This is a genomic window from Streptomyces sp. NPDC058796, from assembly GCF_042745235.1.
GTDB lineage: Bacteria > Actinomycetota > Actinomycetes > Streptomycetales > Streptomycetaceae > Streptomyces.
Genome location: NZ_JBHYOP010000007.1, coordinates 25,542 through 49,861, shown reverse-complemented (window position 1 = coordinate 49,861; position 24,320 = coordinate 25,542). Strand labels below are relative to the sequence as shown.

General features: G+C 73.7%; 22 protein-coding genes. 13 read left to right on the top strand and 9 right to left on the bottom strand.

The window, feature by feature from the left end; genetic code table 11:
- Positions 1-118 precede the first annotated feature (118 nt).
- The gene (locus ACFW47_RS18540) at positions 119-556 is read right to left on the bottom strand and encodes a hypothetical protein (RefSeq protein WP_386286316.1); all 438 of its coding nucleotides are present in this window, start codon (positions 554-556) and stop codon (positions 119-121) included.
- Positions 557-818: 262 nt separating this feature from the next.
- Here ACFW47_RS18540 and ACFW47_RS18535 point away from each other — a divergent pair, with 262 nt between their 5' ends.
- The 4 genes from ACFW47_RS18535 (at position 819) to fxsA (ending at position 4,953) form a co-directional block, all read left to right on the top strand.
- Positions 819-1,259, top strand: a complete 441-nt coding sequence (locus ACFW47_RS18535) for an Lrp/AsnC family transcriptional regulator (RefSeq protein ID WP_019325021.1) — start codon at positions 819-821, stop codon at positions 1,257-1,259.
- Between the two features lie 78 nt (positions 1,260-1,337).
- Positions 1,338-2,954, top strand: coding sequence for an amidohydrolase (locus ACFW47_RS18530; RefSeq protein ID WP_386306353.1), 1,617 nt, complete (start codon positions 1,338-1,340; stop codon positions 2,952-2,954).
- Positions 2,955-3,479: 525 nt separating this feature from the next.
- Positions 3,480-4,334: a polyprenol monophosphomannose synthase gene (locus ACFW47_RS18525; RefSeq protein WP_386286318.1), complete on the top strand. Its 855-nt coding sequence runs from the start codon at positions 3,480-3,482 to the stop codon at positions 4,332-4,334.
- A 46-nt stretch (positions 4,335-4,380) separates the two neighbouring features.
- A complete protein-coding gene (gene fxsA, locus ACFW47_RS18520; protein ID WP_386286319.1) occupies positions 4,381-4,953 on the top strand; it encodes an FxsA family membrane protein in 573 nt (190 codons plus the stop codon).
- Positions 4,954-5,072: 119 nt separating this feature from the next.
- On the opposite strand, the gene ACFW47_RS18515 is transcribed toward fxsA, so the two are convergent.
- The 4 genes from ACFW47_RS18515 to ACFW47_RS18500 form a co-directional block, all read right to left on the bottom strand.
- A complete protein-coding gene (locus tag ACFW47_RS18515) occupies positions 5,073-5,447 on the bottom strand; it encodes an RNA polymerase-binding protein RbpA (RefSeq protein ID WP_003977404.1) in 375 nt (124 codons plus the stop codon).
- Between the two features lie 277 nt (positions 5,448-5,724).
- Positions 5,725-7,074 (bottom strand): MFS transporter, encoded by a 1,350-nt coding sequence (locus ACFW47_RS18510; RefSeq protein WP_386286320.1) that lies wholly within the window; start codon positions 7,072-7,074, stop codon positions 5,725-5,727.
- A gap of 51 nt (positions 7,075-7,125) precedes the next feature.
- Positions 7,126-7,902: a glycerophosphodiester phosphodiesterase gene (locus ACFW47_RS18505; protein ID WP_386306352.1), complete on the bottom strand. Its 777-nt coding sequence runs from the start codon at positions 7,900-7,902 to the stop codon at positions 7,126-7,128.
- Complete coding sequence (locus tag ACFW47_RS18500) at positions 7,899-8,564, bottom strand: YitT family protein (protein WP_386306351.1); 666 nt, start codon at positions 8,562-8,564, stop codon at positions 7,899-7,901. The genes ACFW47_RS18505 and ACFW47_RS18500 overlap by 4 nt, the downstream gene beginning before the upstream one ends.
- A 101-nt stretch (positions 8,565-8,665) precedes the next feature.
- Between ACFW47_RS18500 and ACFW47_RS18495 the strand changes: the two genes are divergently transcribed.
- Positions 8,666-10,165, top strand: coding sequence for a PLP-dependent aminotransferase family protein (locus tag ACFW47_RS18495; RefSeq protein ID WP_386306350.1), 1,500 nt, complete (start codon positions 8,666-8,668; stop codon positions 10,163-10,165).
- Positions 10,166-10,343: 178 nt separating this feature from the next.
- Here the strand turns inward: ACFW47_RS18495 and ACFW47_RS18490 are convergent, their stop codons facing one another.
- Both ACFW47_RS18490 and ACFW47_RS18485 read right to left on the bottom strand, forming a co-directional pair.
- Entirely contained in the window at positions 10,344-12,089 is a 1,746-nt protein-coding gene (locus tag ACFW47_RS18490) for a hypothetical protein (protein ID WP_386286324.1), read from the bottom strand.
- Positions 12,090-12,145: 56 nt separating this feature from the next.
- On the bottom strand, positions 12,146-12,340 hold the full coding sequence (locus ACFW47_RS18485) for a hypothetical protein (RefSeq protein WP_003977410.1): 195 nt from the start codon (positions 12,338-12,340) through the stop codon (positions 12,146-12,148).
- Positions 12,341-12,660: 320 nt separating this feature from the next.
- On the opposite strand from ACFW47_RS18485, the gene ACFW47_RS18480 reads away from it, so the two are divergent.
- The 5 genes from ACFW47_RS18480 to ACFW47_RS18460 all read left to right on the top strand — a co-directional run bounded on the left by ACFW47_RS18480 (position 12,661) and on the right by ACFW47_RS18460 (position 18,573).
- The gene (locus ACFW47_RS18480; RefSeq protein WP_386286325.1) at positions 12,661-13,053 is read left to right on the top strand and encodes an ankyrin repeat domain-containing protein; all 393 of its coding nucleotides are present in this window, start codon (positions 12,661-12,663) and stop codon (positions 13,051-13,053) included.
- Between the two features lie 334 nt (positions 13,054-13,387).
- Complete coding sequence (locus ACFW47_RS18475) at positions 13,388-14,806, top strand: HEAT repeat domain-containing protein (protein ID WP_386286326.1); 1,419 nt, start codon at positions 13,388-13,390, stop codon at positions 14,804-14,806.
- A gap of 637 nt (positions 14,807-15,443) precedes the next feature.
- Positions 15,444-16,571 (top strand): glycosyltransferase family 4 protein, encoded by a 1,128-nt coding sequence (locus ACFW47_RS18470; protein ID WP_386306349.1) that lies wholly within the window; start codon positions 15,444-15,446, stop codon positions 16,569-16,571.
- Entirely contained in the window at positions 16,568-17,728 is a 1,161-nt protein-coding gene (locus tag ACFW47_RS18465; protein ID WP_386286328.1) for a glycosyltransferase, read from the top strand. The genes ACFW47_RS18470 and ACFW47_RS18465 overlap by 4 nt, the downstream gene beginning before the upstream one ends.
- On the top strand, positions 17,725-18,573 hold the full coding sequence (locus tag ACFW47_RS18460; protein WP_386306348.1) for an SGNH/GDSL hydrolase family protein: 849 nt from the start codon (positions 17,725-17,727) through the stop codon (positions 18,571-18,573). The genes ACFW47_RS18465 and ACFW47_RS18460 overlap by 4 nt, the downstream gene beginning before the upstream one ends.
- Positions 18,574-18,667: 94 nt before the next feature.
- On the opposite strand, the gene ACFW47_RS18455 is transcribed toward ACFW47_RS18460, so the two are convergent.
- Positions 18,668-19,507: a putative hydro-lyase gene (locus tag ACFW47_RS18455; RefSeq protein ID WP_386306347.1), complete on the bottom strand. Its 840-nt coding sequence runs from the start codon at positions 19,505-19,507 to the stop codon at positions 18,668-18,670.
- Positions 19,504-20,826, bottom strand: coding sequence for an MFS transporter (locus ACFW47_RS18450; RefSeq protein ID WP_386286331.1), 1,323 nt, complete (start codon positions 20,824-20,826; stop codon positions 19,504-19,506). Before ACFW47_RS18450 ends, ACFW47_RS18455 begins: the two co-directional genes overlap by 4 nt.
- Before the next feature lie 125 nt (positions 20,827-20,951).
- Between ACFW47_RS18450 and ACFW47_RS18445 the strand changes: the two genes are divergently transcribed.
- From ACFW47_RS18445 to ACFW47_RS18435, 3 genes are all read left to right on the top strand, one after another.
- Positions 20,952-21,647, top strand: coding sequence for a GntR family transcriptional regulator (locus ACFW47_RS18445; protein WP_386286332.1), 696 nt, complete (start codon positions 20,952-20,954; stop codon positions 21,645-21,647).
- 116 nt (positions 21,648-21,763) lie between these two features.
- Complete coding sequence (locus ACFW47_RS18440; protein ID WP_386286333.1) at positions 21,764-23,290, top strand: hypothetical protein; 1,527 nt, start codon at positions 21,764-21,766, stop codon at positions 23,288-23,290.
- A 79-nt stretch (positions 23,291-23,369) separates the two neighbouring features.
- On the top strand, positions 23,370-24,251 hold the full coding sequence (locus tag ACFW47_RS18435) for a hypothetical protein (protein ID WP_386286334.1): 882 nt from the start codon (positions 23,370-23,372) through the stop codon (positions 24,249-24,251).
- Positions 24,252-24,320 lie beyond the last annotated feature (69 nt).

Here is a 24,320-nt window from a genome sequence, read left to right as displayed (position 1 = left end):
CGGAATCGAGAGTGAGTTCGCGGGCGTCCGGCACCGATCCGTCCTTGCCGCACCCTGTCCGGCCCGTGTCGGCGCGCCGTCCACCCGTAGTGCGGGGCAGGCGCGCCGAACCGCGTCCTTAGGCCGCCTCGCGCCGCATCACCGGCACCCGCATCGGGCGCGAGCCCGGGCCGCCGACGTGGGAGAAGGGCTGGGTCCGCCAGTCGAGGCCCTGCGGGAGGGTCAGCAGCAGGGCGGTGTCCTGCTCGTGGGGCCGGAAGGACTCGTCGGCCGGGCGGGCCTCGGTGGCCCGGCGACCGGTGCCGGCGCAGACCGTGAGCCCGAACGGGTTCCACGGCGAGGCGCACAGCGCGTGCTCCGGCAGTACTTCCTCGTCCGCCAGCAGCGCGATGGGCTGGGCGCAGTCCGGGCAGATCACCCGGTACATCTCGAAGGTGTCGTAGGCGTCGAGTTCCTCGTCGTCGAAGGCGTCGGGTTCGACGCCCTCCGGCACGGGCTCGACGACCGGCTGCTGCCGCTTGGGCGCGGTACGACCAGGGCGCTTAAGACTCTGCATGGGATTCTCCCCCTCGGGCTGGGCCGTGACGGCACTGCGGCCTCGACCACAGCAAGCACTTCCCGTCCCCAATACGGGGTAATCACGAGAACATCACGGAGACCGTACGGAAGGTGTGGCCTTCGTCACATGCCGCTCGCAGGTGCCCGGCGCCGGTTCGCCCCACTCGGCCGCCGTCCGGCTCCCCGTCACATCACGAACCGGGCATGACCTGGACCGCTCGGTACCCGAGGAGATCAACCGCACTGTAGGTTCTTGCGCCATGGAGGAGCTGGATCGACAGATCGTGCAGCTGCTCGTCAAGGACGGGCGGATGAGCTACACGGACCTGGGCAAGGCCACGGGCCTGTCCACGTCGGCCGTGCACCAGCGGGTGCGGCGGCTGGAGCAGCGCGGCGTCATCCGCGGTTACGCCGCGGTCGTCGATCCGGAGGCCGTCGGGCTGCCGATGACCGCGTTCATCTCCGTGAAACCGTTCGACCCCAGCGCTCCCGACGACATCGCGGACCGCCTGGCCGGCGTCCCGGAGATCGAGGCCTGTCACAGCGTGGCGGGCGACGAGAACTACATCCTCAAGGTGCGCGTGTCGACCCCGCACGAGCTGGAGGAACTCCTCGCCCGGGTGCGCTCCCTGGCCGGCGTCTCGACCCGGACCACCGTCGTGCTCTCCACGCCGTACGAGGCGCGGCCGCCCCGGGTCTGACGGCTACCGGGTCCGACGGGCGCCGAACGGGGTGACCTGCGTGCGGTGCGTACCCCGGGAGGGGCGAGACTGGTGTCCATGAGTGAGCCCACCGCCTCGTCCACCACCGCGTCCACGACCGTCCTGCTGCGCCGCGGCGAGGTCCACAGTCCCGCCGATCCCTTCGCGACGGCGATGGTCGTCGAACGCGGCCAGGTCGCCTGGGTCGGCTCCGAGGGTGCCGCGGACGCCTTCGCCGACGGCGTGGACGAGGTGATCGACCTGGACGGCGCCCTGGTCACCCCGGCCTTCACGGACGCACACGTGCACACGACGTCCACCGGCCTCGCCCTCACCGGCCTGGACCTCTCCGGCGCCCCCACCCGCGAGGCCGCCCTCGATCTCGTACGTGACTTCGCGGCGGCCCGCCCGGCCGACCGGGTGCTCCTCGGCCACGGCTGGGACGCCTCGCGGTGGCCCGACGGGCAGCCTCCGACCCGCGCCGAGCTGGACGCGGCCACCGGAGGGCGACCCCTCTACCTCAGCCGTATCGACGTCCACTCGGCCGTCGTCTCCACCGCCCTGCTCGACCTCGTCCCCGGTGACGTCGCCCGCGCGGACGGCCCCCTCACCGCCGACGCGCACCACGCGGTGCGCGCCGCCGCCCTCGGGGCCCTCGCTCCCGCCCAGCGCACCGAGGCCCAGCGCGCCGCCCTCGCGCACGCCGCCTCCCTCGGCATCGGGACCGTTCACGAGTGCGCAGGCCCGGAGATCTCCTCCGAGGACGATCTCGCCGGCCTGCTGCGGCTGGCGGCCGGGGAGGCCGGCCCGCGCGTGATCGGCTACTGGGCCGAACAGGACGTGGACAAGGCACGGGAACTGGGCGCGATCGGTGCCGCGGGCGACCTCTTCGTCGACGGCGCCCTCGGCTCGCACACCGCCTGCCTGCACCAGCCGTACGCCGACGCCGGCCACACCGGCACCGCCTACCTGGACGCCGTCGCCGTCGCCGCCCACGTCGTCGCCTGCACCGAGGCCGGTCTCCAGGCGGGCTTCCACGCCATCGGCGACGCCGCCGTCGGCACCGTGGTCCAGGGCGTGCGCGCGGCCGCCGAGAAGCTCGGTCTCGCCCGCGTCCGCGCCGCCCGCCACCGCGTCGAACACGCCGAGATGCTCACCCCTGAGGACATCGCGGCCTTCGCCGAACTGGGCCTGACCGCCTCCGTCCAGCCCGCCTTCGACGCCCTGTGGGGCGGCGAGGACGGCTTGTACGCGCAGCGGCTGGGTGCCGAACGGGCCCGTACCCTCAACCCGTACGCGGCCCTGCTGCGCGCCGGTGTGCCCCTCGCCTTCGGCTCCGACAGCCCGGTCACGCCCCTCGACCCGTGGGGCACCGTCCGGGCCGCCGCCTTCCACCGCACGGCCGAGCACCGTGTCTCCGTCCGCGCGGCCTTCACCGCGCACACACGCGGCGGCTGGCGGGCGATCGGGCGCGACGACGCGGGTGCCCTGGTGCCGGGCGCCCCCGCCGACTACGCCGTGTGGCGCACCGGCGAACTCGTCGTCCAGGCCCCCGACGACCGGGTGGCCCGCTGGTCGACCGACCCCCGTTCGGGTACTCCGGGGCTGCCCGACCTGTCCCCGGGCGGTGACCTGCCCGTCTGTCTGCGCACCGTGGTGGGCGGCCGGACGGTGTTCGTACGGCCGGGCGAGTGATCCACGCGGCCGACGGGGCGATGATCTTCTCCCGCCCGCGACCTGCGCATCCTCCGCGCTGACCTGGGCATTGGCGGGGAAGTCGCAGGTCGAACGACTGTTGACAGGCGACGGCGGGGGGCCGGTAGGTTCGGCGGAGTCCACCACCGGACGCCCGATCGGGGAATCCTCCGCGCGCGCGTCGCGGCGCCGCTGGGTCAGGGACGGTGTGCCGCACCGGGGCACCGTCACTGGGAGCCAGGCTCAGCGCTCGCGCCGTGACGACGGAACGTTCCGGCCGGTCGGGAGGTGTGACCCGGGTGGGGCCCGGGCGCTCAGTAGACAACGGCCCAGGTCGATCCGCAGCCGGCGGGTCCCAGGCCGGCCCGAAGGGCGCCGGGCCCCCATCCGCCGTGCAAACGGTCCAGAATCGCCTATCCCTACCCCGGTCCCGGGAAAACGACACCCTTTCCGGACGTCCTGTCACGTCCCCGCAGGCCGCGGCCATTATGGTGGTCCTCTGCGTACGGAGATGAAGGGACAGCGGTGAACGACGGCGACGGGACGCCCGCAGCGGCGGGGCAGGGGAGGCGGTTCGGTCCCCTGGGCACGGCTTTGGTGATCATTCCGACCTACAACGAGGCGGAGAACATCAAGGCGATCGTCGCGCGCGTGCGTGAAGCAGTCCCCGAGGCGCACGTACTCGTGGCCGACGACAACAGTCCCGACGGCACCGGCAAGCTCGCCGACGAACTGGCCGCTGGGGACGACCACGTCCAGGTCCTGCACCGCAAGGGCAAGGAAGGCCTGGGCGCCGCCTACCTCGCGGGCTTCCACTGGGGCCTGGAGCACGGCTACGGCGTGCTGATCGAGATGGACGCCGACGGCTCCCACCAGCCCGAGGAGCTGCCCCGTCTGCTGACCGCGCTCAAGGGCGCGGACCTGGTGCTCGGCTCCCGGTGGGTGCCCGGCGGCCGGGTGGTGAACTGGCCCAGGTCCCGGGAGATCATCTCCCGCGGCGGCAGCATGTACTCACGCCTCGCACTCGACCTGCCGCTGCGCGACATCACCGGCGGCTACCGTGCCTTCCGCCGCGAGACGCTGGAAGGACTCGGCCTGGACGAGGTGGCCTCCCAGGGCTACTGCTTCCAGGTCGACCTCGCCCGCAGGGCGATCAAGGCCGGCTACCACGTCGTCGAGGTGCCGATCACGTTCGTCGAGCGCGAGCACGGCGACTCCAAGATGAGCCGTGACATCCTCGTGGAGGCGCTCTGGCGGGTCACCACGTGGGGCGTGGGGGAGCGGGTCGGCAAGGTCCTGGGCCGTGACCGCCGGCCCGACCGGGCGGCGGACGCGCCGGCGACCGGCACGTCGTCACAGGCGACGGACAAGAACGCCTGATCGCCCCCTTATGCCGCGCTGAGCCGGGGCCAGGCACACTGGGAGTATGACGACTGGCGCTCAGACCCCCAGTTCCCCCGCCCGGCCCCCGCGTTCCAAGCTGCGCACCTTCGTGCCGCTGGGCATCGCCGCGTGGCTCGTCCTGGAGATCTGGCTGCTGACCGTGGTCGCCGGTGCCTCCAGCGGGTTCGTGGTCTTCCTGCTGCTGGTCGGCGGCGTCGTCCTCGGTTCCGTGGTGATCAAGGCGGCGGGCCGCCGGGCGTTCCGCAGTCTCCAGGAGACCGTGCGACAGCAGCAGTCCGGCGTCATGCCCGGGGCCCGGCCGAACAGCGAGGGCAACGGTCTGATGATGCTGGGCGGACTGCTCCTCATCATCCCCGGCCTGATCTCGGACGCGCTGGGCCTGCTGATGCTGCTGCCCCCGGTCCAGAAAGCCGTGAGCCGCTACGCGGAGCGGACGGTCGAGCGCAAGCTCCGCGAGGCGGGCCCGGGCACCCTGGGCGACGCATTCCGCCAGGCCCGCATGCACCAGCCGGACGGCAAGGTCGTCCAGGGCGAGGTCATACGGGACGAGCCGGGCGACGCCCCGCAGGACCCCCGCCCCCCGCTGACGCACTGAGCGTTCGGGGGGAGCGGTCCGGCGACCCACCGAAACCGCGGGTGCCGTACATGAGATTCATGTACGGCACCCGCGGTGTTCGTTATGTGTCGCCTGCGGTTTCCCGTCAGGAACTGTTGTCACGCACTCTTGCGGCTGTCTCGCGGGTGCACCGCGATGTTCATCGCGCCGGAGCGCAGAACGGCCAGCCGCTCCTCGAGGACCTCTTCGAGTTCCTCGCGGGTGCGCCGCTCCATCAGCATGTCCCAGTGCGTACGCGCGGGCTTGGCCTTCTTCTCCTCAGGGCCGTCGCCGTCCACCAGGAGTGCCTGGGCCCCGCAGACCTTGCACTCCCACTCCGGCGGGATCTCCGCCTCGACCGAGAAGGGCATCTCGAATCGATGCCCCTTCTCGCATGCGTACTCCACGGCCTGGCGCGGGGCCAGGTCGATGCCGCGGTCCGTCTCGTAGCTGGTCACCACGAGGCGCGTGCCGCGAAGAGCTCGCTCACTCATGAATCGTGCCTCCCGGGCTTGTCGCCCACAGGACAGGTGTCGCTGTCGTCGTCATCCGGTCAACGTCCGGGCGGCGGTAAAGATTCCCGTTCCGACTCCCGATCCGGGCCCTGCGTCGCCGTCGCAGCCGCAGCCTTGCAACCAGTGCAGTACCCGCCGACGTCCGGTTTGTCACCTCTGCTGACAGATGTGACATAGCGATTCGGCACCTTTGACGCGCAGTAACGGTACGCCTGGCAGGCCAAACGCGTACACTACCGCCCTTTCGCGCCGAGTGCTAAATCCTTTCGGGTACCGGATTGCCCGCGTCGCCGATCGCCCGCCGCACCGGCACCCGCGCGAGGAGCACGAAACCAAGGACGAAGAAGGCGACCAGTGAGATGATCGCGTCGCGATAGCTCCCGGTCAGCTGATAAGTGAGCCCGAACAGCAGCGGCCCCAGCCAGCTCATCCCGCGGTCGCTCAGCTCGTACGCCGCGAAGTACTCGGCCTCCTTGCCGGGCGGGACCAGGTGGGAGAACAGGGAGCGGGACAGCGCCTGACTGCCGCCCAGGACCAGTCCGATACCGGCGGCCAGCACGAAGAACCAGGCCGGCGCCCCGGCCGGCAGGAAGTACCCGGCCGCCAGCGTGACCGTCCAGGCGACCAGCGACCCGAGGATCGTCCGCTTGGCCCCGTACCTCCGCGCCAGCCGCCCCAGCGCCAGCGCGCCCGCCACCGCGAGCACCTGGACCAGCAGTACCGCCACGATGAGCGTGGACTGGCCGAGGCCCAGTTCCTCGGAGCCGTACACGGACGCCTGGGAGATCACCGTCTGGATGCCGTCGTTGTAGACGAGGTACGCCAGCAGGAAGGCCAGCGTCAGCGGGTGGCGCCGCATGTCGCGGACGGTCGCGGCGAGCTGCCGGAAACCGGGCAGGGCGGAACCCTCCCGCGCGGGAGCACGGCGGTCGCGCAGCCGCCGCAGCGGAATGAGCGCGAACGCGCCCCACCACAGCCCGGCGGAGGCCAGGCAGACGCGGACCGCCTCGCTCTCGGTCAGCCCGAAGGAGTCGTGGCCGGTGTAGAGGACCAGATTGGCGATCAGGACCAGGGCCCCGGCCGCGTAGCCGAAGGCCCACCCCCGCGAGGAGACCGCGTCGCGCTCCTCGGGCGGGGCGATCTGGGGCAGGTAGGAGTTGTAGAGCATCATCGCCACGGACTGCGCGGCGTTGGCGACGACCAGGAGCAGGCCGCCCAGCAGATAGCGGTCGCCGTCGAGGAAGAACATCCCGGTGGTGGCCGCCGCGCCGGTGTACGCGGCGGCGGCCAGCAGCGGCTTCTTGCGGCCCGAGCGGTCGGCGGCGGCGCCCACCAGGGGCATCACCAGCACCGCCACGATCACCGACAGGGAGACCGAGTAGGCGAAGAACGATCCGGCGCGCACGGGTATGCCCAGCGGGTGCACGTAACCGTCCGCGTCCGCCGCCGCCTGAGCGACCGAGGTCAGATAGGGCCCCAGGAAGACGGTGACCACGCTCGTCGAGTAGACCGAGCACGCCCAGTCGTAGAAGTACCAGCCGCGCTGTTCGCGCCGCCGGCCGTCGGCGCCGTCGGCCGCGTCCGTCCGCAGGGTGTCGGTGCCCACCCGTGCCCTCGCCTCCCCGTGCCCGCGCCGCCCCCGGGCCGGGCGGGGTCCTCAGACCCAGACGCCGCGGTCCTCCATGACCTCGCGCAGTGTGTCGATGTGATCGGTCATGATGCCATCCACTCCCAGGTCCAGGAGCCGGTGCATGCGGTCGGGTTCGTTCACCGTCCAGACGTGCACCTGGAGTCCGCGCGCGTGGGCGGCGCGCACGAAGCGGTGGTCCACCACCTGGATGCCCGACTGGACCTCGGGCACCTGCGCGGCCACCGCCGAACGGCGCAGCGCCGCCGGGACGCCCCAGGAGCGCAGCCGCAGGTTGAGGACGCCCCTGGTGCCGTACGAGGTGGCCAGGCGCGATCCGGCCAGGCGCTGGGCGCGCACCACACGCGCCTCGGAGAAGGAGCCGACGCAGATCCGGTCCCAGGCGCCCGTCCGCTCGATCAGCTCCAGCAGGGGCAGCAGTGCGGGCTCCGCCTTCACGTCGATGTTCCAGCGCACGTCGGGGAAGGTCTCCAGGAGCTCCTCGAACAGAGGCACCGGCTCCTCGCCCGCCACGCGCGCGTGGCGCACCCTCTCCCACGGCAGGTCGGCGATCCGCCCGGCCCCGTCCGTCACCCGGTCCAGGGTCGCGTCGTGGAAGGCGACGAGCTTTCCGTCCCGCGTGGCGTGGACGTCGGTCTCGATGTACCGGTAGCCCGCCTCGACCGCGCGCCGGAACTGCCGCAGCGTGTTCTCCAGGCCGTCCGCCGCCCCGCCCCGGTGGGCGAAGGCGATCGGACCGGGGTGGTCCAGGTAGGGGTGGCGCGGACGGCGTATCGGGGTGGTCACCGACGCAGTATCGCGCGCCGGGGTTGACCGGCGGCAACCACCGTGCTGCCGTCGGATGCCGCCGGGACGGCGAACACGCGCAGGAACACCTGGGCGAGCGGACCGATCGACAGGGCGTACAGGAGGGTGCCGACGCCGACCGTGCCCCCGAGGGCGAAGCCCGTCGCCACCACGGTGATCTCGACGGCCGTGCGCACCAGGCGCACCGACAGCCCCGTACGCCGGTTCAGTCCCGTCATCAGTCCGTCGCGCGGGCCCGGACCGAAGCGTGCGGCGATGTAGAGCCCGGTGGCCGCGCCGTTCAGGACGATGCCCGCCACCATCGCGGACACCCGCGGTGTCCAGCCGTGGGCGTCGGGCACGAGCGCCAGCGTCGCGTCCATCGCTGCGCCGATCACCAGTACGTTCGAGACCGTGCCGAGGCCCGGCCGCTGGCGCAGCGGGATCCACAGCAGCAGCACCATCGCGCCCACGATGGTCAGCACCACGCCCATCGACAGGCCCGTGCGCTCGGCGAGGCCCTGGTGCAGCACGTTCCACGGCTCCAGTCCGAGTCCGGACCTGACGAGCAGCGCCGAACTGGCGCCGTACAGCACCAGACCGCCGTAGAGCTGGGTGAGCCGGCGGACGAGGCGGGCGGGCTGGCTGGGTCGGCTGGACAAGGTGTCCCCCCTGTGTGGTGATAGTGGCCTGCTGCATGACACCCTGTGGCTTGAGAGGCAGGGCCAACCATGGCCAATTCGGGGAAGGTGGACTGATTTCCATGGCGCAGTGGACCTCGGCCGTGGGAGCGGGGCAGCTTGCCCGGCTGCTCGGCTCCCAGCAGGACCGCCCCGCCGGGCCCGGCACCCGCCGTCCGCCCGCCTACCGGGCGCTCGCCGACGGCATCCGCCTGCTGGTGCTCGAAGGACGCGTGCCGGTCGCCGCCCGGCTGCCCGCCGAGCGTGAGCTGGCCCTGGCCCTGACCGTCAGCCGCACCACCGTCGCCGCCGCCTACGAGGCCCTGCGCGCGGAGGGCTTCCTCGAGTCGCGCCGCGGTGCCGGCAGCTGGACGGCGGTACCGGCCGGGAACCCCTTGCCCGCGCGCGGTCTGGAGCCGCTGCCGCCCGAGGCCCTCGGCTCGATGATCGACCTCGGCTGCGCGGCGCTGCCCGCGCCCGAGCCCTGGCTCACCCGCGCCGTGCAGGGAGCCCTGGAGGAACTTCCCCCCTACGCGCACACCCACGGCGACTATCCGGCCGGGCTGCCCGCCCTGCGCGCCATGATCGCGGAGCGCTACACGGCGCGCGGCATCCCGACCATGCCCGAGCAGATCATGGTGACCACGGGGGCGATGGGCGCGATCGACGCCATCTGCCACCTCTTCGGGGGACGGGGCGAGCGCATCGCCGTGGAGTCGCCCTCGTACGCCAACATCCTCCAGCTGATGCGCGAGGCGGGGGCCCGGCTGGTGCCCGTCGCGATGGCCGAGGGGCTCACCGGCTGGGACGTGGACCGCTGGCGCCAGGTGCTGCGCGACGCCGCGCCGCGCATCGCCTACGTCGTCGCCGACTTCCACAACCCCACCGGCGCACTCGCCGACGACGACCAGCGGCGGCGGCTGGTGGACGCGGCCCGCTCGGCGGGGACGGTGCTGGTGGCCGACGAGACGATGAGCGAGCTGTGGCTGGACGAGGACGTCGAGATGCCGCGCCCGGTATGTGCCTTCGACCCGGCCGGCTCCACGGTCGTCACCGTCGGCTCCGCCAGCAAGGCGTTCTGGGCCGGGATGCGCATCGGCTGGGTCCGCGCCGCGCCCGACGTCATCCGCAGTCTGGTCGCCGCGCGGGCGTACGCCGACCTGGGCACGCCGGTGCTGGAGCAGCTGGGTGTGAACTGGCTCTTCAGCACCGGCGGCTGGGAACAGGCCGTCCAGGTGCGGCGCGAGCAGGCCCGGCAGAACCGGGACGAGCTGGTGGCCGCCGTACGCCGTGAGCTGCCCGACTGGGAATTCGAGGTACCGCGCGGCGGCCTCACCCTGTGGGTGCGGACCGGAGGCCTGTCGGGTTCGCGTCTAGCGGAGGCGGGGGAGCGGGTCGGGGCGCGGGTCCCGTCCGGGCCGCGGTTCGGCGTCGACGGAGCCTTCGAAGGGTACGTCCGGCTGCCGTTCACCGTCGGCGGCGCGGTGGCCGAGGAGGCGGCGGTACGCCTGGCCGCCGCGGCCCGGCTGGTGGAGAACGGGGGCGCCGGGGGCGGCGAGCCGCCGCGGACGTTCGTGGCGTAGCGAGCCGGGGGGCGCGGGCGCCGCTGGGCGGGGGAGCGGCGCGGAGTCCGGCCCTCCGGTCGGTCCCCGTTCCCGCCTTCGCTCTCCGGCTGCGCCCGCGATGAGACCTGCCCCGGCGGCCCGGTACGGCGAGGAGCCCTGCCCGACGTACCGGGCAGGGCTCCTCGCCGGTGGAGCGTCAGGTGGTCTCCGCGGCGACCGCCTTGGCGGCGACCGTCTCCTTGGGGGCCGGTTCCACCGCCGCGGCCGCCTCCTGCGGCGCCGCCTCCACGGCCACCGGGGCCGGTTCGGCGTCCGCCTCGCGTGCCTCCGGCTCCGGCTCCGGCTCGTCCTTCTTCTCGGTGCGGATCTTCTTCTCCAGCTCCAGCTCCGCCTCCGCCTCCACCGGCACCGGGGCCCGCTCCCCGTCCGCCGGTGTCGTGCGCGGCGGGAGCAGGTCCAGCACCGCCCGGCGGTGGGCTTCGCTCGTCGCGTCGTCGTACGGGTCCGGGGTGGCCGGGACCTGGAGGCGGTGCACCGGGCCCGTGCCCAGGCGGGCGTACCCCCGGCCCGGCGGGACCTGGTCGACGGGTGTGGTGTGCGGGGGAGCCCCGAGCGCGGCCGTCAGTTCGTCGGTCGTGGCCGGGCCGAGGACGACACGCGCGCGCGTGTGCTGCCGCACGGCGTCGTTGAGGCCGTCCAGGGCGTCCAGCTGGTCGGCGACGACCACCGTCACGTTCGCGGCCCGGCCGTGCCGCAGCGGAACCTGGAGCAGGGACTGCGGGTCCCGGCGGCCTTCCGCGGCGGCAAGGTGGGAGAAGGCGCCGGGCCGGTCCAGGAAGACCCACAGGGGCCGCCTGGTGTCGTCGGGCGGGACTTCGCCCTCCTGCCGGGCGCGGTTGACGGCGATCAGCCGCCGCTCCGTCTCGGCGGCGGCCCACTCCAGGCTGGTGAGCGCCCCGGTGAGCCCGCACTCGACGGCCAGTACGCCGTCCCGGCCGACCAGACAGGCGTACTCGCCGGTGCCGCCGCCGTCGACGATCAGCAGGTCGCCGTGGTGCAGGGCCTGCAGGGCGACCGAGCGCAGCAGGGTGGACGTGCCGGAGCCCGGCTGACCGAGGACCAGAAGGTGCGGCTCGGTGGAGCGGATGCCGGTGCGCCAGACGACCGGCGGCACGTCCCGCCGCTCCTCGCCGTGGGTGAGCGGGAGGGTGCGCTGGACCCGGGTCGGGTCGGTGAAGCCGAGGACGGTCTCGCCGGGCGCCGTCACGAAGCGCTGGGCGGCGATGTCGGTGGGCAGCGCCTCGAGCACCTCGACGGTGAGGTGGTTGGCCTCCTCGTTCCAGGTGAAGTGGTACTCACGGCCCCGGCCCGCCTTCGCGGTGAGCAGGTGCTCGATGCGGGCCCGGGCGTCCGCCTCGCCGTCGGTGAAGTACGCGGGGTAGCGGATCACCAGGTGGGCGAAGCGGCCGCCGTCGTCGAAGTCGTAGGCGGGGAAGGCCTTCTCCCAGGCGCCGCCGTGGGCGTACAGGGGATCGGGGTCCTCGGCGAGGGAGAAGTACGGGACGAGCGCCTCGTACAGCGACCGCAGGCGCTGGGACTGGGAGTCGTCGGGGCCCTCCGGCGCCGGCGGGGTGCGGTCCCTGCCCTGCCAGGCTGCCGCCGCCATCAGGACGATGACGGCGAGCAGCGGACCGTACGGCACGAGCGCCACGACCAGGACCACCGAGGCCACCAGGAACAGCAGCGCACCCCGCCGGTCCTTGGGGGTCTCGGTCCACCTGCGCCGCGCGGCCGCGGCCAGCCGGCGCAGACCGCGGCCGATCGTGATCAGCGGCTGGAGGACGTCGGTGGCGCTGTCGGCCGCCGTCCGGGCCAGCTCCCGGCTCCGGGCGAGCTGTGCGCCGCCGTTGCTCAGAATGCGGGGGAGGGGCCGCCGGGCCACTGCTGCCTCCTGGGAGTGCGTACGTGCGGATGTCGGGCGGGTTGTGGGGGGGGGCGTCAGAACTTGATGCCGCCGAGGAGGCCCGCCAGGCTCTCGCCGCCCGCCTTGATGCTCGGGGCGATGGCCGTGGACGCGAGGTAGAACCCGAACAGGACCGCGACCAGCGCGTGCGAGGCCTTGAGGCCGTCCTTGCGGAAGAAGATGAAGACGACGATGCCGAGCAGGACCACGCCTGAGATCGAGAGGATCATGTGAGTTCTCCTGGTTCGCGGGGACAGTCACCATGAGTACTTCCAGGCTCACAGGATGTATCCGTACGATAAAAGGTGCAAATGGGGGAAATTCGGCGAAGTTGCCCCGGGTGGGGTAGGTGGGGCTGGGCCGGATGAGCAGTGCTGTTGCGCGCGGCCGGGTCCTTGCCGATCTTTACCCCCCGGCACTTCGGCTCACGTGCCGTGCCAGCCAGTACCCTGGCGATTCACTCGCACGGCCGCGCCGCTCGCGGCCGTGCGCACCCGCAGTCCCCGACGTCCGCACCGTGCGACGTTCGTAGTGAGAGGTGGTCCGGCCGATGAGTGAAGCCCCCGACCCCGAGGTCGTGGAGCTGGCGACCAAGATCTTCGACCTGGCCCGGCAGGGCCGGACCGAGGAGCTGGTCGCTTATGTGGACGCCGGTGTCCCCGCCAATCTGACCAACGACCGCGGCGACTCACTCGTCATGCTCGCCGCCTACCACGGCCACGCCGACGCGGTGCGCGCCCTGCTGGCGCGTGGCGCCGAGGCCGACCGCGTCAACGACCGGGGTCAGACACCGCTCGCCGGGGCCGCCTTCAAGGGTGAGACGGAAGTGACCAAGGCGCTCCTGGAGGCCGGCGCGGACCCGTCCGCCGGTACCCCGTCGGCGGTGGACACGGCGCGGATGTTCGCCCGGACGGACCTCCTGGAGCTGTTCGGCGCCCAGTGACCGGACGCGGGACCGGACCTGTTCCGGGCTCGCTCCGCCCATTCTGACCAGGCGAAACACAAAATACGGGGGAGGCGGTACCGGGCCGCCGAAATTTCGGTCGCGGCAGATGTGACCGCCGGGCCATCATGACGACGTGGTTCACGGACGTGATGGCTGGGCAGATGTTGCCGCACCGCGCGGGCCGTGACACGGCCCGCAAGGGCCACCGACGAGAGGCAGAGGAACATGGTCTTCAGCAAGCAAGAGACGGCGGGCGCTTCGACGTGTTGGCGCACGGCCAGGTAACGCGTGCTCCCCGGTTGCGTCGACGCTTGATGTGAGGCTGTTTCCCATGTTCGATCCGGTCATAGCGCCCAGCGGTACGCTGCTCGGCCTGCTTCAGCGGGGTCGCGGCGACGGCACGCTGCATGCGCTCACCGCTCCGCGAGCCGAAGCGCTCGCGGCACTGAACCACTGTGTGCTCCACGACCCCCGCCACGACTGGCAGGTCGAGAACCGCTCCCTCTACTACGCCCGCCTGTACCTCGACCTGGGCGGCGAGCTGGACGCCATCGAGGCCCACCTCTTCGACCCCGAGGACGTCCTGGACTCCGACGAGTCACGCACCGGGCTGACCCTCGCGGTCCTCGGCCATCTCGCCTCGTACGGCAGGCTGGACGCGCTCCAGCTGCTGCGCAGGTACGCCGCCCACGGCGTGAACTGGGCGTGGGCCCTGGACGAGCTGGCGCTGCGCGACGACGACGCCGGCCTGCGGGCCCTCGCCGCGCCCGTCCTCGCCCGCTTCCCCCGTGACGCGGAAGGCGACGCCGAGCTGGCCGTCGCCGTCCGTGACGCCTTCGAACCCCGGCCGTGGCGCCTGTGGGCCGACGATCCGCGCGAATCGATCGCCGCGCGGGTGCGCGCCGCCCAGGAGCGCGGCTGTTTCGACCGATGGCAGCGGCAGCTGGATTCCACCGGGCCGCGCCCGGGGTGGAGCGTGCGGGCCGTGTTCGACTGGGCCGATCAGGGCGTGGAGCGCGGCGCCGCGCTCCACGTGCCGGCCGCCCGGTGCCTCGCGGCCGTCGCCGGTCCCGAGGACCGGTCCGAGATCATCGAGGCCGCCCGGACCGGCGGCGAGGGCGCCCGCTGCACTGCCCTGCGCTACCTCGCCGACGGCAACGATCCGGACGCCCTCTGCCTGATCGAGGGCGCCGTGACCACCGGTTCGACACCGGTCATGGAGGCGGCGGTCTCCGCCTTCGAGCGCATGCGCAGCCTCGCCGCCGTCGACCGAGCCCGCAGCTGGGTCCACCGGCCCGACGCCCTCGGCGCCGCCGCCGGGCGCGTACTGGCCTGCCGGGGCGGAGCGCAGGACCGCGACCTCGTCCTGGCCGCCCTGCGGGAGGCGATCCGCGGCGAAGGCCCCGACGCGCCGACCCTGTGGACCCTCGTCGACGGCACCGGCCGGCTCGGCATCGCCTGCGCCGCCCCCGTGCTGCGCCACATCTACCGCGAGACCGCCTCCTCCCACCTGCGCGGCCGTGCCGCCCGGGCGCTGGCCGCCACCGATCCCTCGTTCGCCGCCGGTTTCGCCATCGAATGCCTGTGGGACTGCGAGGAGACCACCCGCGAACTCGCCGCCCGCCACGCCGAGACCGGCGACAACCGCGTCGTGGAGCGCCTGCGCAGGCTGGCCGCCGACCCGGCCGAGGAGGACGAGGTCCAGACGGCCGTACGCAGCCGCTTCGGCCCGGACGCGCCCGCGGTGTGAGCGCACCGGGGGGCGCTGAGCAGGCACGGAAACCTGGGCGGGCCGGGTCCGGCCGCGCCGGGGGGCCGCCCGCGCCGGTCCCGCTCGCAGAGCCGCGCCCCGGTCCGGCCGCGCGGCGAGCGTTCGGCCGGGCCGTCGCGGGCGGACACCGACGGGCCGGTTGCCGCGTCGAGGTCGCGGGCCGGTGCCCCGCCCGTCCCGTCCGCCTGAGTAGGTGCGGGCGAGGGCCGGCGAGCACGTGCGCGGGCCGAGGCGGCGGCGTTCGTGCCGAGTGGCCCGCCTGTGGGACGGTGCCCGCGGCCGTCCGGTCGCGGGTGGGTCGCGTACGTTTCCGCCGCCGGGGGTAATGCTGTGCGAGCCCGTGTCTTCGTGCCGCCGCGCGCGTTCCCGGTGCGAGCCGGTGCCCGCTCGCCGACGGAGCCCGGGCGGACGGGACCGGCCCGGGGCGGGGCTCGTGTGCGTGGTCCCGAACCGCCGGGCGGCGGCCCTGCCGCGTGAACGACGGATGGCCCGCGGGTACGGCGGATGTGGCCGCGGGCTGACCCGCCCGAGCGGGCGGGTCAACGCTCATGGGACGTTCCTCGCCCGGAAAGATCGACGTTGACGCGAGCACGTCCAGCGCGGCGACAACACGGGTATGCGTGTCGTCATCGTGACCGAATCCTTTCCCCCCGATGTGAACGGCGTGGCCCACTGCACGCTCCAGACCGCCCGGCACCTCGTCGACCGCGGTCACGACTGCGTGGTCGTCGCTCCGGCCACCGCCCCCGGCGCCGACGCGGACCCCTCCGCGCCGTGCCCCCTCGTCCGGGTCCCCTCCCTCCCGCTCCCCGGCTACCCCCAGGTCCGCGTCGCCCTCCCCAGCCGGCGCGTGGCCGCGGCGATCGCCGAACACCGTGCCGACCTCGTCCACCTGGCCAGCCCGTTCGTCCTCGGCGTGCGGGGCATGGCCGCCGCCGCCCGCCTCGGCGTCCCCGCGGTGGCCGTCTACCAGACCGACCTCGCCGGCTACGCCCGTACGTACATGGGAGCGGGCGAGGCGGCGGCCTGGCGGCGCATCCGCTCCGTGCACTCCGCCGCCGACCTCACCCTCGCCCCGTCCGGAGCGGCCCTGCGCGACCTGAGGGCGCACGGCGTGCCCCGGGTCAGCCTGTGGCCGCGCGGTGTGGACACCACCCGCTTCCGGCCTGACCGGCGCGACGAGACGCTGCGCCGCGAACTCGCCCCGAACGGCGAGCTGATCGTCGGCTACGTCGGGCGGCTCGCGCCGGAGAAGCACGTGGAGCTGCTGTCCGGTGTCTGCGGGCTGGACGGCGTACGGGTGGTGATCGTCGGGGACGGACCCAGCCGCCCCGGCCTGGAGCAGGCCCTGCCGGGCGCGGTCTTCCTCGGCCGCCGAACCGGCGACGAACTCGCCCGGGCTTTCGCCTCCCTGGACGTCTTCGCGCACACCGGTCCCTTCGAGACGTTCTGCCAGACCGTGCAGGAGGCCATGGCGAGCGGTGTTCCCGTCGTCGCGCCCGCCGCGGGCGGCCCCCTGGACCTCGTCGCCCACGGGCGCACAGGTCTGCTGGTGCCGCCGCGCGACGCCGCCGCCGTACGGGACGCGGTGTGGTCCCTGTCCGCCGACCCCGCGCTGCGGGCCGCGTACGGCGCCGCCGGGCGGGCGGCCGTCGAAGGCCGCACCTGGGCGGCCGTCGGCGACCGGCTGCTCGGGCACTACACGGACGTCCTCGCCACCCGGAAGGCGGTGCTGGCGGCATGAGCGGCGCACTGCGGATCGTCCGGCTCGCGAACTTCGTCGCCCCGGCGTCCGGCGGCCTGCGCACCGCGCTGCGCGAGCTCGGCAAGGGTTTCCGGGCCGCCGGACACGACCCCGTCCTCGTCGTCCCCGGCGAACACGCCGACGACCGGGAGACGGAACAGGGCCGCGTCATCACCCTCCCCGGGCCCCTGGTGCCGGGCTCCGGCGGCTACCGCGTCCTGACGGACAGGCGGCGCGTGGCCGCGCTGCTGGAGGAACTGGCCCCCGACCGTCTCGAGGTCTCCGACCGCACCACGCTGCGCTGGACCGGCAAGTGGGCCCGGCGGGCCCGGGTCCCCGCCGTGATGGTCTCCCACGAGAGCACGGACGGTGTGCTGCGTACCTGGGGCGTGCCCGAGCGGACGGCCCGGCGCACCGCCGACGCCCTCAATCGCCGTACGGCACACACCTACGCGCGCGTGGTGTGCACGACGGAGTTCGCCGAGCGGGAGTTCGTCCGCATCGGGGCCCGCAACGTCGTACGCGCTCCGCTCGGTGTCGACCTGGCCGGACGGCACCCCGCGCTGCGCGATGCGGCGCTGCGCGCCCGGCACGCGCGCGCGGACGAGACCCTGCTGGTGATGTGCTCGCGGCTCTCCGTGGAGAAGCGGCCCGGCACGGCGCTCGACGCGCTGGCGGCGCTGCGGCGGCGGGGTGAGCGGGCGGTGCTGGTGGTGGCCGGGGACGGGCCGCTGCGTCCGCGCCTGGAACAGCGGGCGCGGGAGCGCGGGCTGCCGGTGACCTTCCTCGGGCACGTCGCCGACCGCGGGCTGCTCGGTGCCCTCCAGGCCTCCGCCGACGTGTGCCTGGCGCCCGGACCGGCCGAGACCTTCGGGCTGGCCGCGCTGGAGGCGATGGCCTGCGGTACGCCCGTGGTGGCCAGCGCGTCGTCGGCGCTGCCGGAGGTCATCGGCTCCGCCGGCGCAGTCGCGGCCGGCCACGGGGAGGGCTTCGCCGACGCGGTGGCCCTGCTCCTCGGCCGCCGGGAGGCGGAGCGGCGGGAGGCGGCACGCGCGCGTGCGCAGTGTTTCGGCTGGGACGCGGCGGTCCGGGCGTTCCTGTCCGCGCACGACGCGGCGCTCCCCACGCACCCCGTGCTGCCGGAGACCGTGTCATGAGACGCGTCCGGTTCGTGGCCCTCGGCGACTCGCTGACCGAGGGCGTCGGCGACCCGGTCGCGGGCGGATGGCGCGGCTGGGCCGCGCTGCTCGCCGCGGGACTCGCCGACGAGCCCGTGGAGTTCACCAACCTCGCCGTCGGCGGGGCGCAGACCCTCGACGTGGCCGGGCGGCAACTCCCCGCCGGCCTCGCCCTGCGGCCGGACGTCGTGTCCGTCGTCGTCGGCGTCAACGACACCCTGCGCCGCACCTTCGACGTCGGCGGGGTCGCCGCCCGGCTGGACACGGTGTACGCGGCGTTCACCGCTCGGGGCGCGCTCCTGCTCACCGCCTGCCTGCCGGACCCCGGGACGATGCTCGGGCTGCCGGGGGCGCTGGCCCGCCCGCTGGCCCGGCGGCAACGGGCGGTCAACGACGTGGTGCACGCGCTGTCGGACCGGTACGGGGCCGTGCACCTGCACGCGTGCGAGGGCGACTGGACAACGGACCGCGCGATGTGGAGCGCGGACCGGCTGCACCCCGGCGAGCGGGGCCACCGGCAGCTCGCCCTGCGCTTCCACGCGCTGCTCGCCGAGCGCGGTGCCGCGACCGGTCCCGCGCCCTCGCCCGACACCGAGTTCCCCCCGCCCACCAGGTCGGCGAGCCTGTGGTGGCTGGCCACCGCCGGTACCGGCTGGGTGGCCCGGCGCTGTACCGATCTCCTGCCCCAACTGCTGACCCTGGCCGCCGACGAACTGCGCCACCACGCGCGCGGCACGAGCGCCCGCCTCGACCTGCGCACGTCCGCCGCCGTCTCCGCCGCGCTCACGGCCCTTTCGGCGACCGAACGGCGGGAGGCGGCGTGACGGGGGCGGCATGACGGGGGATCGTGACGGAGTTCGACCGAGGTCCGCTCTCCGGTGTCCCCGCTCTCCGGCGTCCGTCGGCGCGTTTCAGGACTCAGACCACGCGGTACTGCTCGTCCCGCGCGTCGGTGAGGAACATCTGCCCCGGCGCGTGGGTGAGCGCGAAGGGCGGCCGCGAGGCCATGACCGCGGACTGCGGGGTCACGCCGCACGCCCAGAACACCGGGATGTCGTCAGGCTCCGCGTCCACCGGGTCCCCGAAGTCCGGCCGCTCCAGGTCGGCGATGCCCAGCGCCGACGGATCGCCGCAGTGCACCGGGCTGCCGTGCACCGCCGGGAGCAGGCCGGTCTCGCGGATCGCCGCGTCCAGGTGCGCGGGCGGCACCGGACGCATGGACACGACCATCGGCCCGCGCAGCCGCCCGGCCGGACGGCACTGCCGGGTGGTGACGAACATCGGCACGTTGCGGCCCTGCTCGACGTGGCGGACGGGGACGCCCGCCGAGAGCAGCGCCCACTCGAAGGTGAAGCTGCAGCCGATCAGGAAAGTCACCAGGTCGTCTCGCCAGTGCGCCCGTACGTCCGTCGGCTCGTCCACCAGCTCGCCGTCCCGCCACACCCGGTAGCGCGGCAGATCGGTGCGCAGGTCCGCGCCGTCGGCGAGTGCGGTGGTCCACGCCCCGGCGTCCGTGACGTCGAGCACGGGGCAGGGCTGCGGATTGCGGGTGCAGAAGAGCAGCATGTCGTACGCCCAGTCGGCGGGCACCGAGATCAGGTTGGCCTGGGTGTGGCCGGCCGCGACCCCGGCCGTGGGGCCGGTCAGACCTTCCCGGAAGCGTGTGCGGGCCGTTCTCGGGCTCCACGCGTGCGCGCGCTCGTCGACGAGGACGACCGGCCGGTCCTCGGCCGCCGCAGGGCGGGAGGAGTACGTCACACCAGTTCCCTTCCGCGCGTCTCCGGCAGTGCCAGCAGGGCCAGCGCCGCGATGCCGTAACCGATGGCGCCGAAGACCAGCGCGCCGCCCACACCCCAGCTGTCGGCCAGGAAGCCGACCGTGGTCGGGAAGACGGCGCCCACGGCGCGCCCGGTGTTGTACGTGAAGCCCTGGCCCGCGCCCCGCACCGCCGTCGGGTACAGCTCGCTCAGGTACGAACCGAAGCCGCTGAAGATCGCGGACATGCAGAAGCCGAGCGGGAAACCGAGCACCAGGAGCAGGGTGTTGGCGCCGCTCGGGATGTTCGCGTACGCCAGGATGCAGACCGCCGACAGCAGGGCGAAGAGCCAGATGTTGCGCCTGCGGCCCAGCCGGTCGGTGAGGTAGCCGCCGGTCAGGTAGCCGATGAAGGCGCCCGAGATCAGGAACGTCAGGTAGCCGCCGGTGCCGACGACCGACAGGTCGCGTTCGTCCTTGAGGTACGTCGGCACCCAGGTGGCGAGCGTGTAGTAGCCGCCCTGGACGCCGGTGGAGAGCAGGCTCGCGAAGAGCGTCACGCGCAGCAGGCCCGGCGTGCCCGCGGTGCCCCGCCTGAAGATCGCCGCGAACGAGCCCTTCCCCGCACCCCGCTGACGGACCTCGGTGGCCCCGGGCGCGTCGTGGACGCTGCGCCGCACCCAGACCACGAGCAGCGCGGGCAGCGCGCCCGTCCAGAACATCACGCGCCAGGCCAGGTCGTCGCCGGCCAGCGAGAAGACCAGCGTGTAGACGACCACCGCGAGCGCCCAGCCCACGGCCCAGGAACTCTGGATCGCGCCGAGCGTGCGCCCCCGGTGCCTGGCGCTCGCGTACTCGGCGACCAGGATCGCGCCGACCGCCCACTCGCCGCCGAAGCCGAGGCCCTGGAGGGCGCGGAAGACCAGCAGGGTCTCGTAGTTGGGGGCGAAACCGCAGGCCACCGTGAACACCGCGTAGGTGATCACGGTGAGCAGCAGCGCCTTGACCCGGCCGACGCGGTCCGCCAGGACGCCCGCGAGGGCACCGCCGACGGCGGAGACGACCAGCGTGACGGTCGTGAGCAGCCCCGTCTGACCGCTGTCCAGGCCGAAGTAGGCGGACAGCGCGACCATGGTGAGCGGCAGCGTGAAGTAGTCGTACGAGTCGAGGGCGTAGCCCCCGAACGCGCCGCCGAAGGCACGGCGGCCCCGTGGTCCCAGGGCGCGCAGCCAGCCGAACGGGCCGTCTTCGCCGGGGCGTTGGCCGGCGGCGGAACCGGCTTCGGCGGACAGGGCCGACGGGGGAGGAGGGGATGTGCTCATGGGCACCTCGCAGGGGGAGGGCGGGCGATCGGGCGCTGGGCACTTCACGGCACCGTAGGGGATCGTTCAACGATCCCTCAATACCCCTGTTGTTTCGTTCTGACATCTGCGATTGAATTCCGGGCATGGCAGAGCAGTTGACGGGACTGGCGGACGACCGCGCCCTCCTCGGGCGGACCAGTACCGCGGAGCGGGTCTCGGACATCCTCAGGAGCCGGATCGCCGACGGCTACTTCCCGCCCGGCACCCGTTTGTCGGAGGACAGCATCGGCGGTGCGCTCGGGGTCTCCCGCAACACCCTGCGCGAGTCGTTCCGGCTGCTCACGCACGAACGCCTGCTCGTCCACGAGCTGAACCGGGGCGTCTTCGTCCGGGTCCTGACCGTCGAGGACGTCGAGGACATCTACCGCACCCGGACCCTCGTCGAGTGCGCCGTCGTCCGCGGCCTGGGAGACCCGCCGTACGCCCTCGACGGGCTCGCCGAGGCGGTCGAGGACGGGCGCCGCTCGGCCCGCGAAGGTGACTGGAAAGGTGTGGGTACGGCCAACATCCACTTCCACCGGGAACTGGTGGCCCTCGCCGGCAGCGAACGCACCGACGAGCTGATGCGCAGCGTCTTCGCCGAACTGCGCCTGGCCTTCCACGTCGTGGACGACCCCCGGCGCCTGCACGAGCCCTACATCGCGCGCAACGCGGAACTCCTCGACACCCTGCGGAACGGCGAACGCGAGCAGGCCGCGCGACTGCTCGCCGTCTACCTCGAGAACTCGCTGGAGCGGGTCGTGGAGGTCTACCTGCGGCGGGTCGGGGACGAGGGGTAGCCGCCCGGGGCGGAGCTTGCCGTCCGGCGGGTCCGGGCCGCCCGTGACGCCTGTCGCGTCGGGACGCATCTGTGCCGTTTGGGTCGTTGTCAGACCGAGGACCTAGTCTGTGCACCGTGACTTCGCCTGCATCGACGGACAGCGTTCCGCCCCAGCTCAGCGCGGGGCCGCGCCCCGCACCGGGCCCGGCCGCCGACGAGGGACTGGCGCGGCGGCTGCGCGCGCTCGCCTGCACGGCCCCGCTGCACGACCTCGACGCGCGCAAGGCCAACCTCGCGGGTGAGTACTCGGTGTACGGCATGGCGGAGGTCGCCCTGGCCGCCATCGACCTGGTCACGCTCAACATGGACTTCGACACGGGCGCCGACCACGACCAGATCGTGGCCCGGCTGATCCCGCGCGTCGCCGCCCAGGCCCCGGCGCGGCCCGCCGCCGAGCACGAGCGGGTGGCCCGCTGGGTCCTGGAGAACCTGATCAACGTCGGCAGCGTCGACCGCGGCTTCCGCGCGGTGTACGGCACCTTCGGCCCGGACGGCACCTATGTCCGCCGCGACTACGACTTCAAGCTCCTGGAAGAGGTCCCCGGCCCCGGCGGCACCGTCTACCTGCGCACCACCGACGAGGCGGTCAACGTCCTCGTCGGCGCCCTGGACACCGACGTCACCAGCGCCCAGATCGCCGCCGAGGTCAAGCTGGAGGTGCTGATCAGCCGCGGCCGGCTCGCCGACGCCCAGCTCGCCGCCGAACAGGCCCGGTACCGGACCGTGCAGTACTCGGAAACCCTGCGCAAGGCCCTGGACGCCACCCGGCGCAACGTCCGAGCGGTGGACTGGCTCACCGCCGTCCCCGACATGATCGCCGAGGCACTGGAACACGTCGCCGACCGGTACCGCCACGAGAACGCCATCCTCACCAACATCCGCAAGGCCCGCGACGAGTCCGAGGACCCCGAGCACAAGCGCCGCGCCGCCGAGCTCGTCGACATCGTCAAGGACTGCATCCGCCGCCACACCCAGCTCCAGTCCCGCCTCCTGGAGGCCGGACCGCTCTTCCGCGCCGAGCAGGACCGGCAGGCCTTCGGCACCCCCCTGACGACCTCGGGTCTGGACCTGTACGGCCACCTCGTCGCCCCCGTCCTGCCGCTGCCCCTGGAGCAGGCACTCCGCGCCACCGACGCCTTCTTCGCCCGCGGCACCGGTCTGCGCACGCCCGTCTCCGTCCGGGTCGGCGAGCTCGTCGACATACTGCTGACACCGCCCGTCGAGCGGGAGCACCTGGGTGCCGAAATGCCGGAACCCGACCTGATCGCCACCCCGGACGACAGCCGCTTCAGCGAGGAGCAGCTCGCCGCCGCCATGGAACTGCTCGACCTGCCGCACGACGCACCGCGCCGACTGTCCGGACTGCTGGCCGACGCCCGCGCGCAGGACCCCGAACTGCCCTACCTCGTCGCCCTGCTGGCCGTCCACGCGGCCAGCCCGCCGGTCGGCACCGCATACCGGCAGGGCGAGCCCAAGCTGCTGTTCGCCGTGGACGACGGCACCGAGCTGGACGACCCGGAGTTCGGCGGCGCCGACCTCATCGTCGGCACGGCACTGCTGGACGCGGCCGGAATGGCCGCCGACCGCACGGAGGCGGCATGAGAACGCGCCGTCGGTCATGCCCCCGGCCCCCAGACCACCACCAGCACAGGCAGCATCAGGACAACGAGGAGAACCGACCGTGACCGAGCACGTCGACCGGAGCGAACCGGAAGCGGGCGCGGCACCGGCCACCGCGGCCGTCACGCCCGCCGACGCCGCCGACGCGGCGCGGCTCGTCTCCTTCGGCCTCCAGCCCAAGCTGCTCCCCGCCCGCGACCAGGAGTACGCCGACCTGCTGCGCCGCTACCGCGAGGACCCGCCCTTCGCCCGCCTCGCCGACGCCGTGGCCGCCGGGCTCGGGCTCGTCGTCCTGGAGGTGTCCCCGCGCGCGGGGATGGCCGTCACCGCCGCCGAGGACTCGGTGTTCGCCGTCCGCATGGGCGACTACGCGCGCCGCGCCGCCACCGACTCCGGCGACCGCTTCCTGCACGGCCTCGCCCACCTCGCCGTCGCCGCCATGGCCTTCCCGCGTCCCGAAGACCTCGCCGACGACGGCTACATCGGCCGCGTCACGGTCAACGGAGTGGACGCCTTCGTCCGCCAGGCCTGCCGGCGCCTGGAGGAGCGCGCGGAGGAACAGGGTGAGAACACCGACCCGGCCACCGACGCGCCCGGCCTGGAGGCCGCCTGGCGGATCTGGGCCAGACGCAGCTCGACCGGCGCCACCAAGGACGCCCGCAGGCTCCCCGGCTCCACCACCGGCATCGTCGGCAAGGCGGCCGCCTTCCTCACGGAGTCCGGCTTCCTCCAGCGCACCGGCGACGACAACGGCGGCACCTACCGCACCACCGCCCGCTACCAGCTCCAGGTACGTGACATGGCGGGCAGCGCCGCCATGGCCGAGCTGCTGGAGCTGGGCATCGTGCCCGTCACCGACGGCACGGCGACGCTGCTGCCCGCCGACGAGACGGACGACCTGGAGCTCGTGGCCGACGCCGGGCTGCCCTTCCACGGCTCCTGACCCACGGAGCGCTCCGCTCACCGCCCGCATCCCCACCTTCACCTCCCCGACTACCCGAAGACTTACGAG

Coding starts and splice junctions, on each gene's coding strand:
- ACFW47_RS18540 (WP_386286316.1), bottom strand. CDS start 556: ATGCAGAGTCTTAAGCGCCCTGGTCGTACCGCGCCCAAGCGGCAGCAG.
- ACFW47_RS18535 (WP_019325021.1), top strand. CDS start 819: ATGGAGGAGCTGGATCGACAGATCGTGCAGCTGCTCGTCAAGGACGGG.
- ACFW47_RS18530 (WP_386306353.1), top strand. CDS start 1,338: ATGAGTGAGCCCACCGCCTCGTCCACCACCGCGTCCACGACCGTCCTG.
- fxsA (WP_386286319.1), top strand. CDS start 4,381: ATGACGACTGGCGCTCAGACCCCCAGTTCCCCCGCCCGGCCCCCGCGT.
- ACFW47_RS18515 (WP_003977404.1), bottom strand. CDS start 5,447: ATGAGTGAGCGAGCTCTTCGCGGCACGCGCCTCGTGGTGACCAGCTAC.
- ACFW47_RS18495 (WP_386306350.1), top strand. CDS start 8,666: ATGGCGCAGTGGACCTCGGCCGTGGGAGCGGGGCAGCTTGCCCGGCTG.
- ACFW47_RS18485 (WP_003977410.1), bottom strand. CDS start 12,340: ATGATCCTCTCGATCTCAGGCGTGGTCCTGCTCGGCATCGTCGTCTTC.
- ACFW47_RS18480 (WP_386286325.1), top strand. CDS start 12,661: ATGAGTGAAGCCCCCGACCCCGAGGTCGTGGAGCTGGCGACCAAGATC.
- ACFW47_RS18475 (WP_386286326.1), top strand. CDS start 13,388: ATGTTCGATCCGGTCATAGCGCCCAGCGGTACGCTGCTCGGCCTGCTT.
- ACFW47_RS18470 (WP_386306349.1), top strand. CDS start 15,444: ATGCGTGTCGTCATCGTGACCGAATCCTTTCCCCCCGATGTGAACGGC.
- ACFW47_RS18465 (WP_386286328.1), top strand. CDS start 16,568: ATGAGCGGCGCACTGCGGATCGTCCGGCTCGCGAACTTCGTCGCCCCG.
- ACFW47_RS18460 (WP_386306348.1), top strand. CDS start 17,725: ATGAGACGCGTCCGGTTCGTGGCCCTCGGCGACTCGCTGACCGAGGGC.
- ACFW47_RS18450 (WP_386286331.1), bottom strand. CDS start 20,826: ATGAGCACATCCCCTCCTCCCCCGTCGGCCCTGTCCGCCGAAGCCGGT.
- ACFW47_RS18445 (WP_386286332.1), top strand. CDS start 20,952: ATGGCAGAGCAGTTGACGGGACTGGCGGACGACCGCGCCCTCCTCGGG.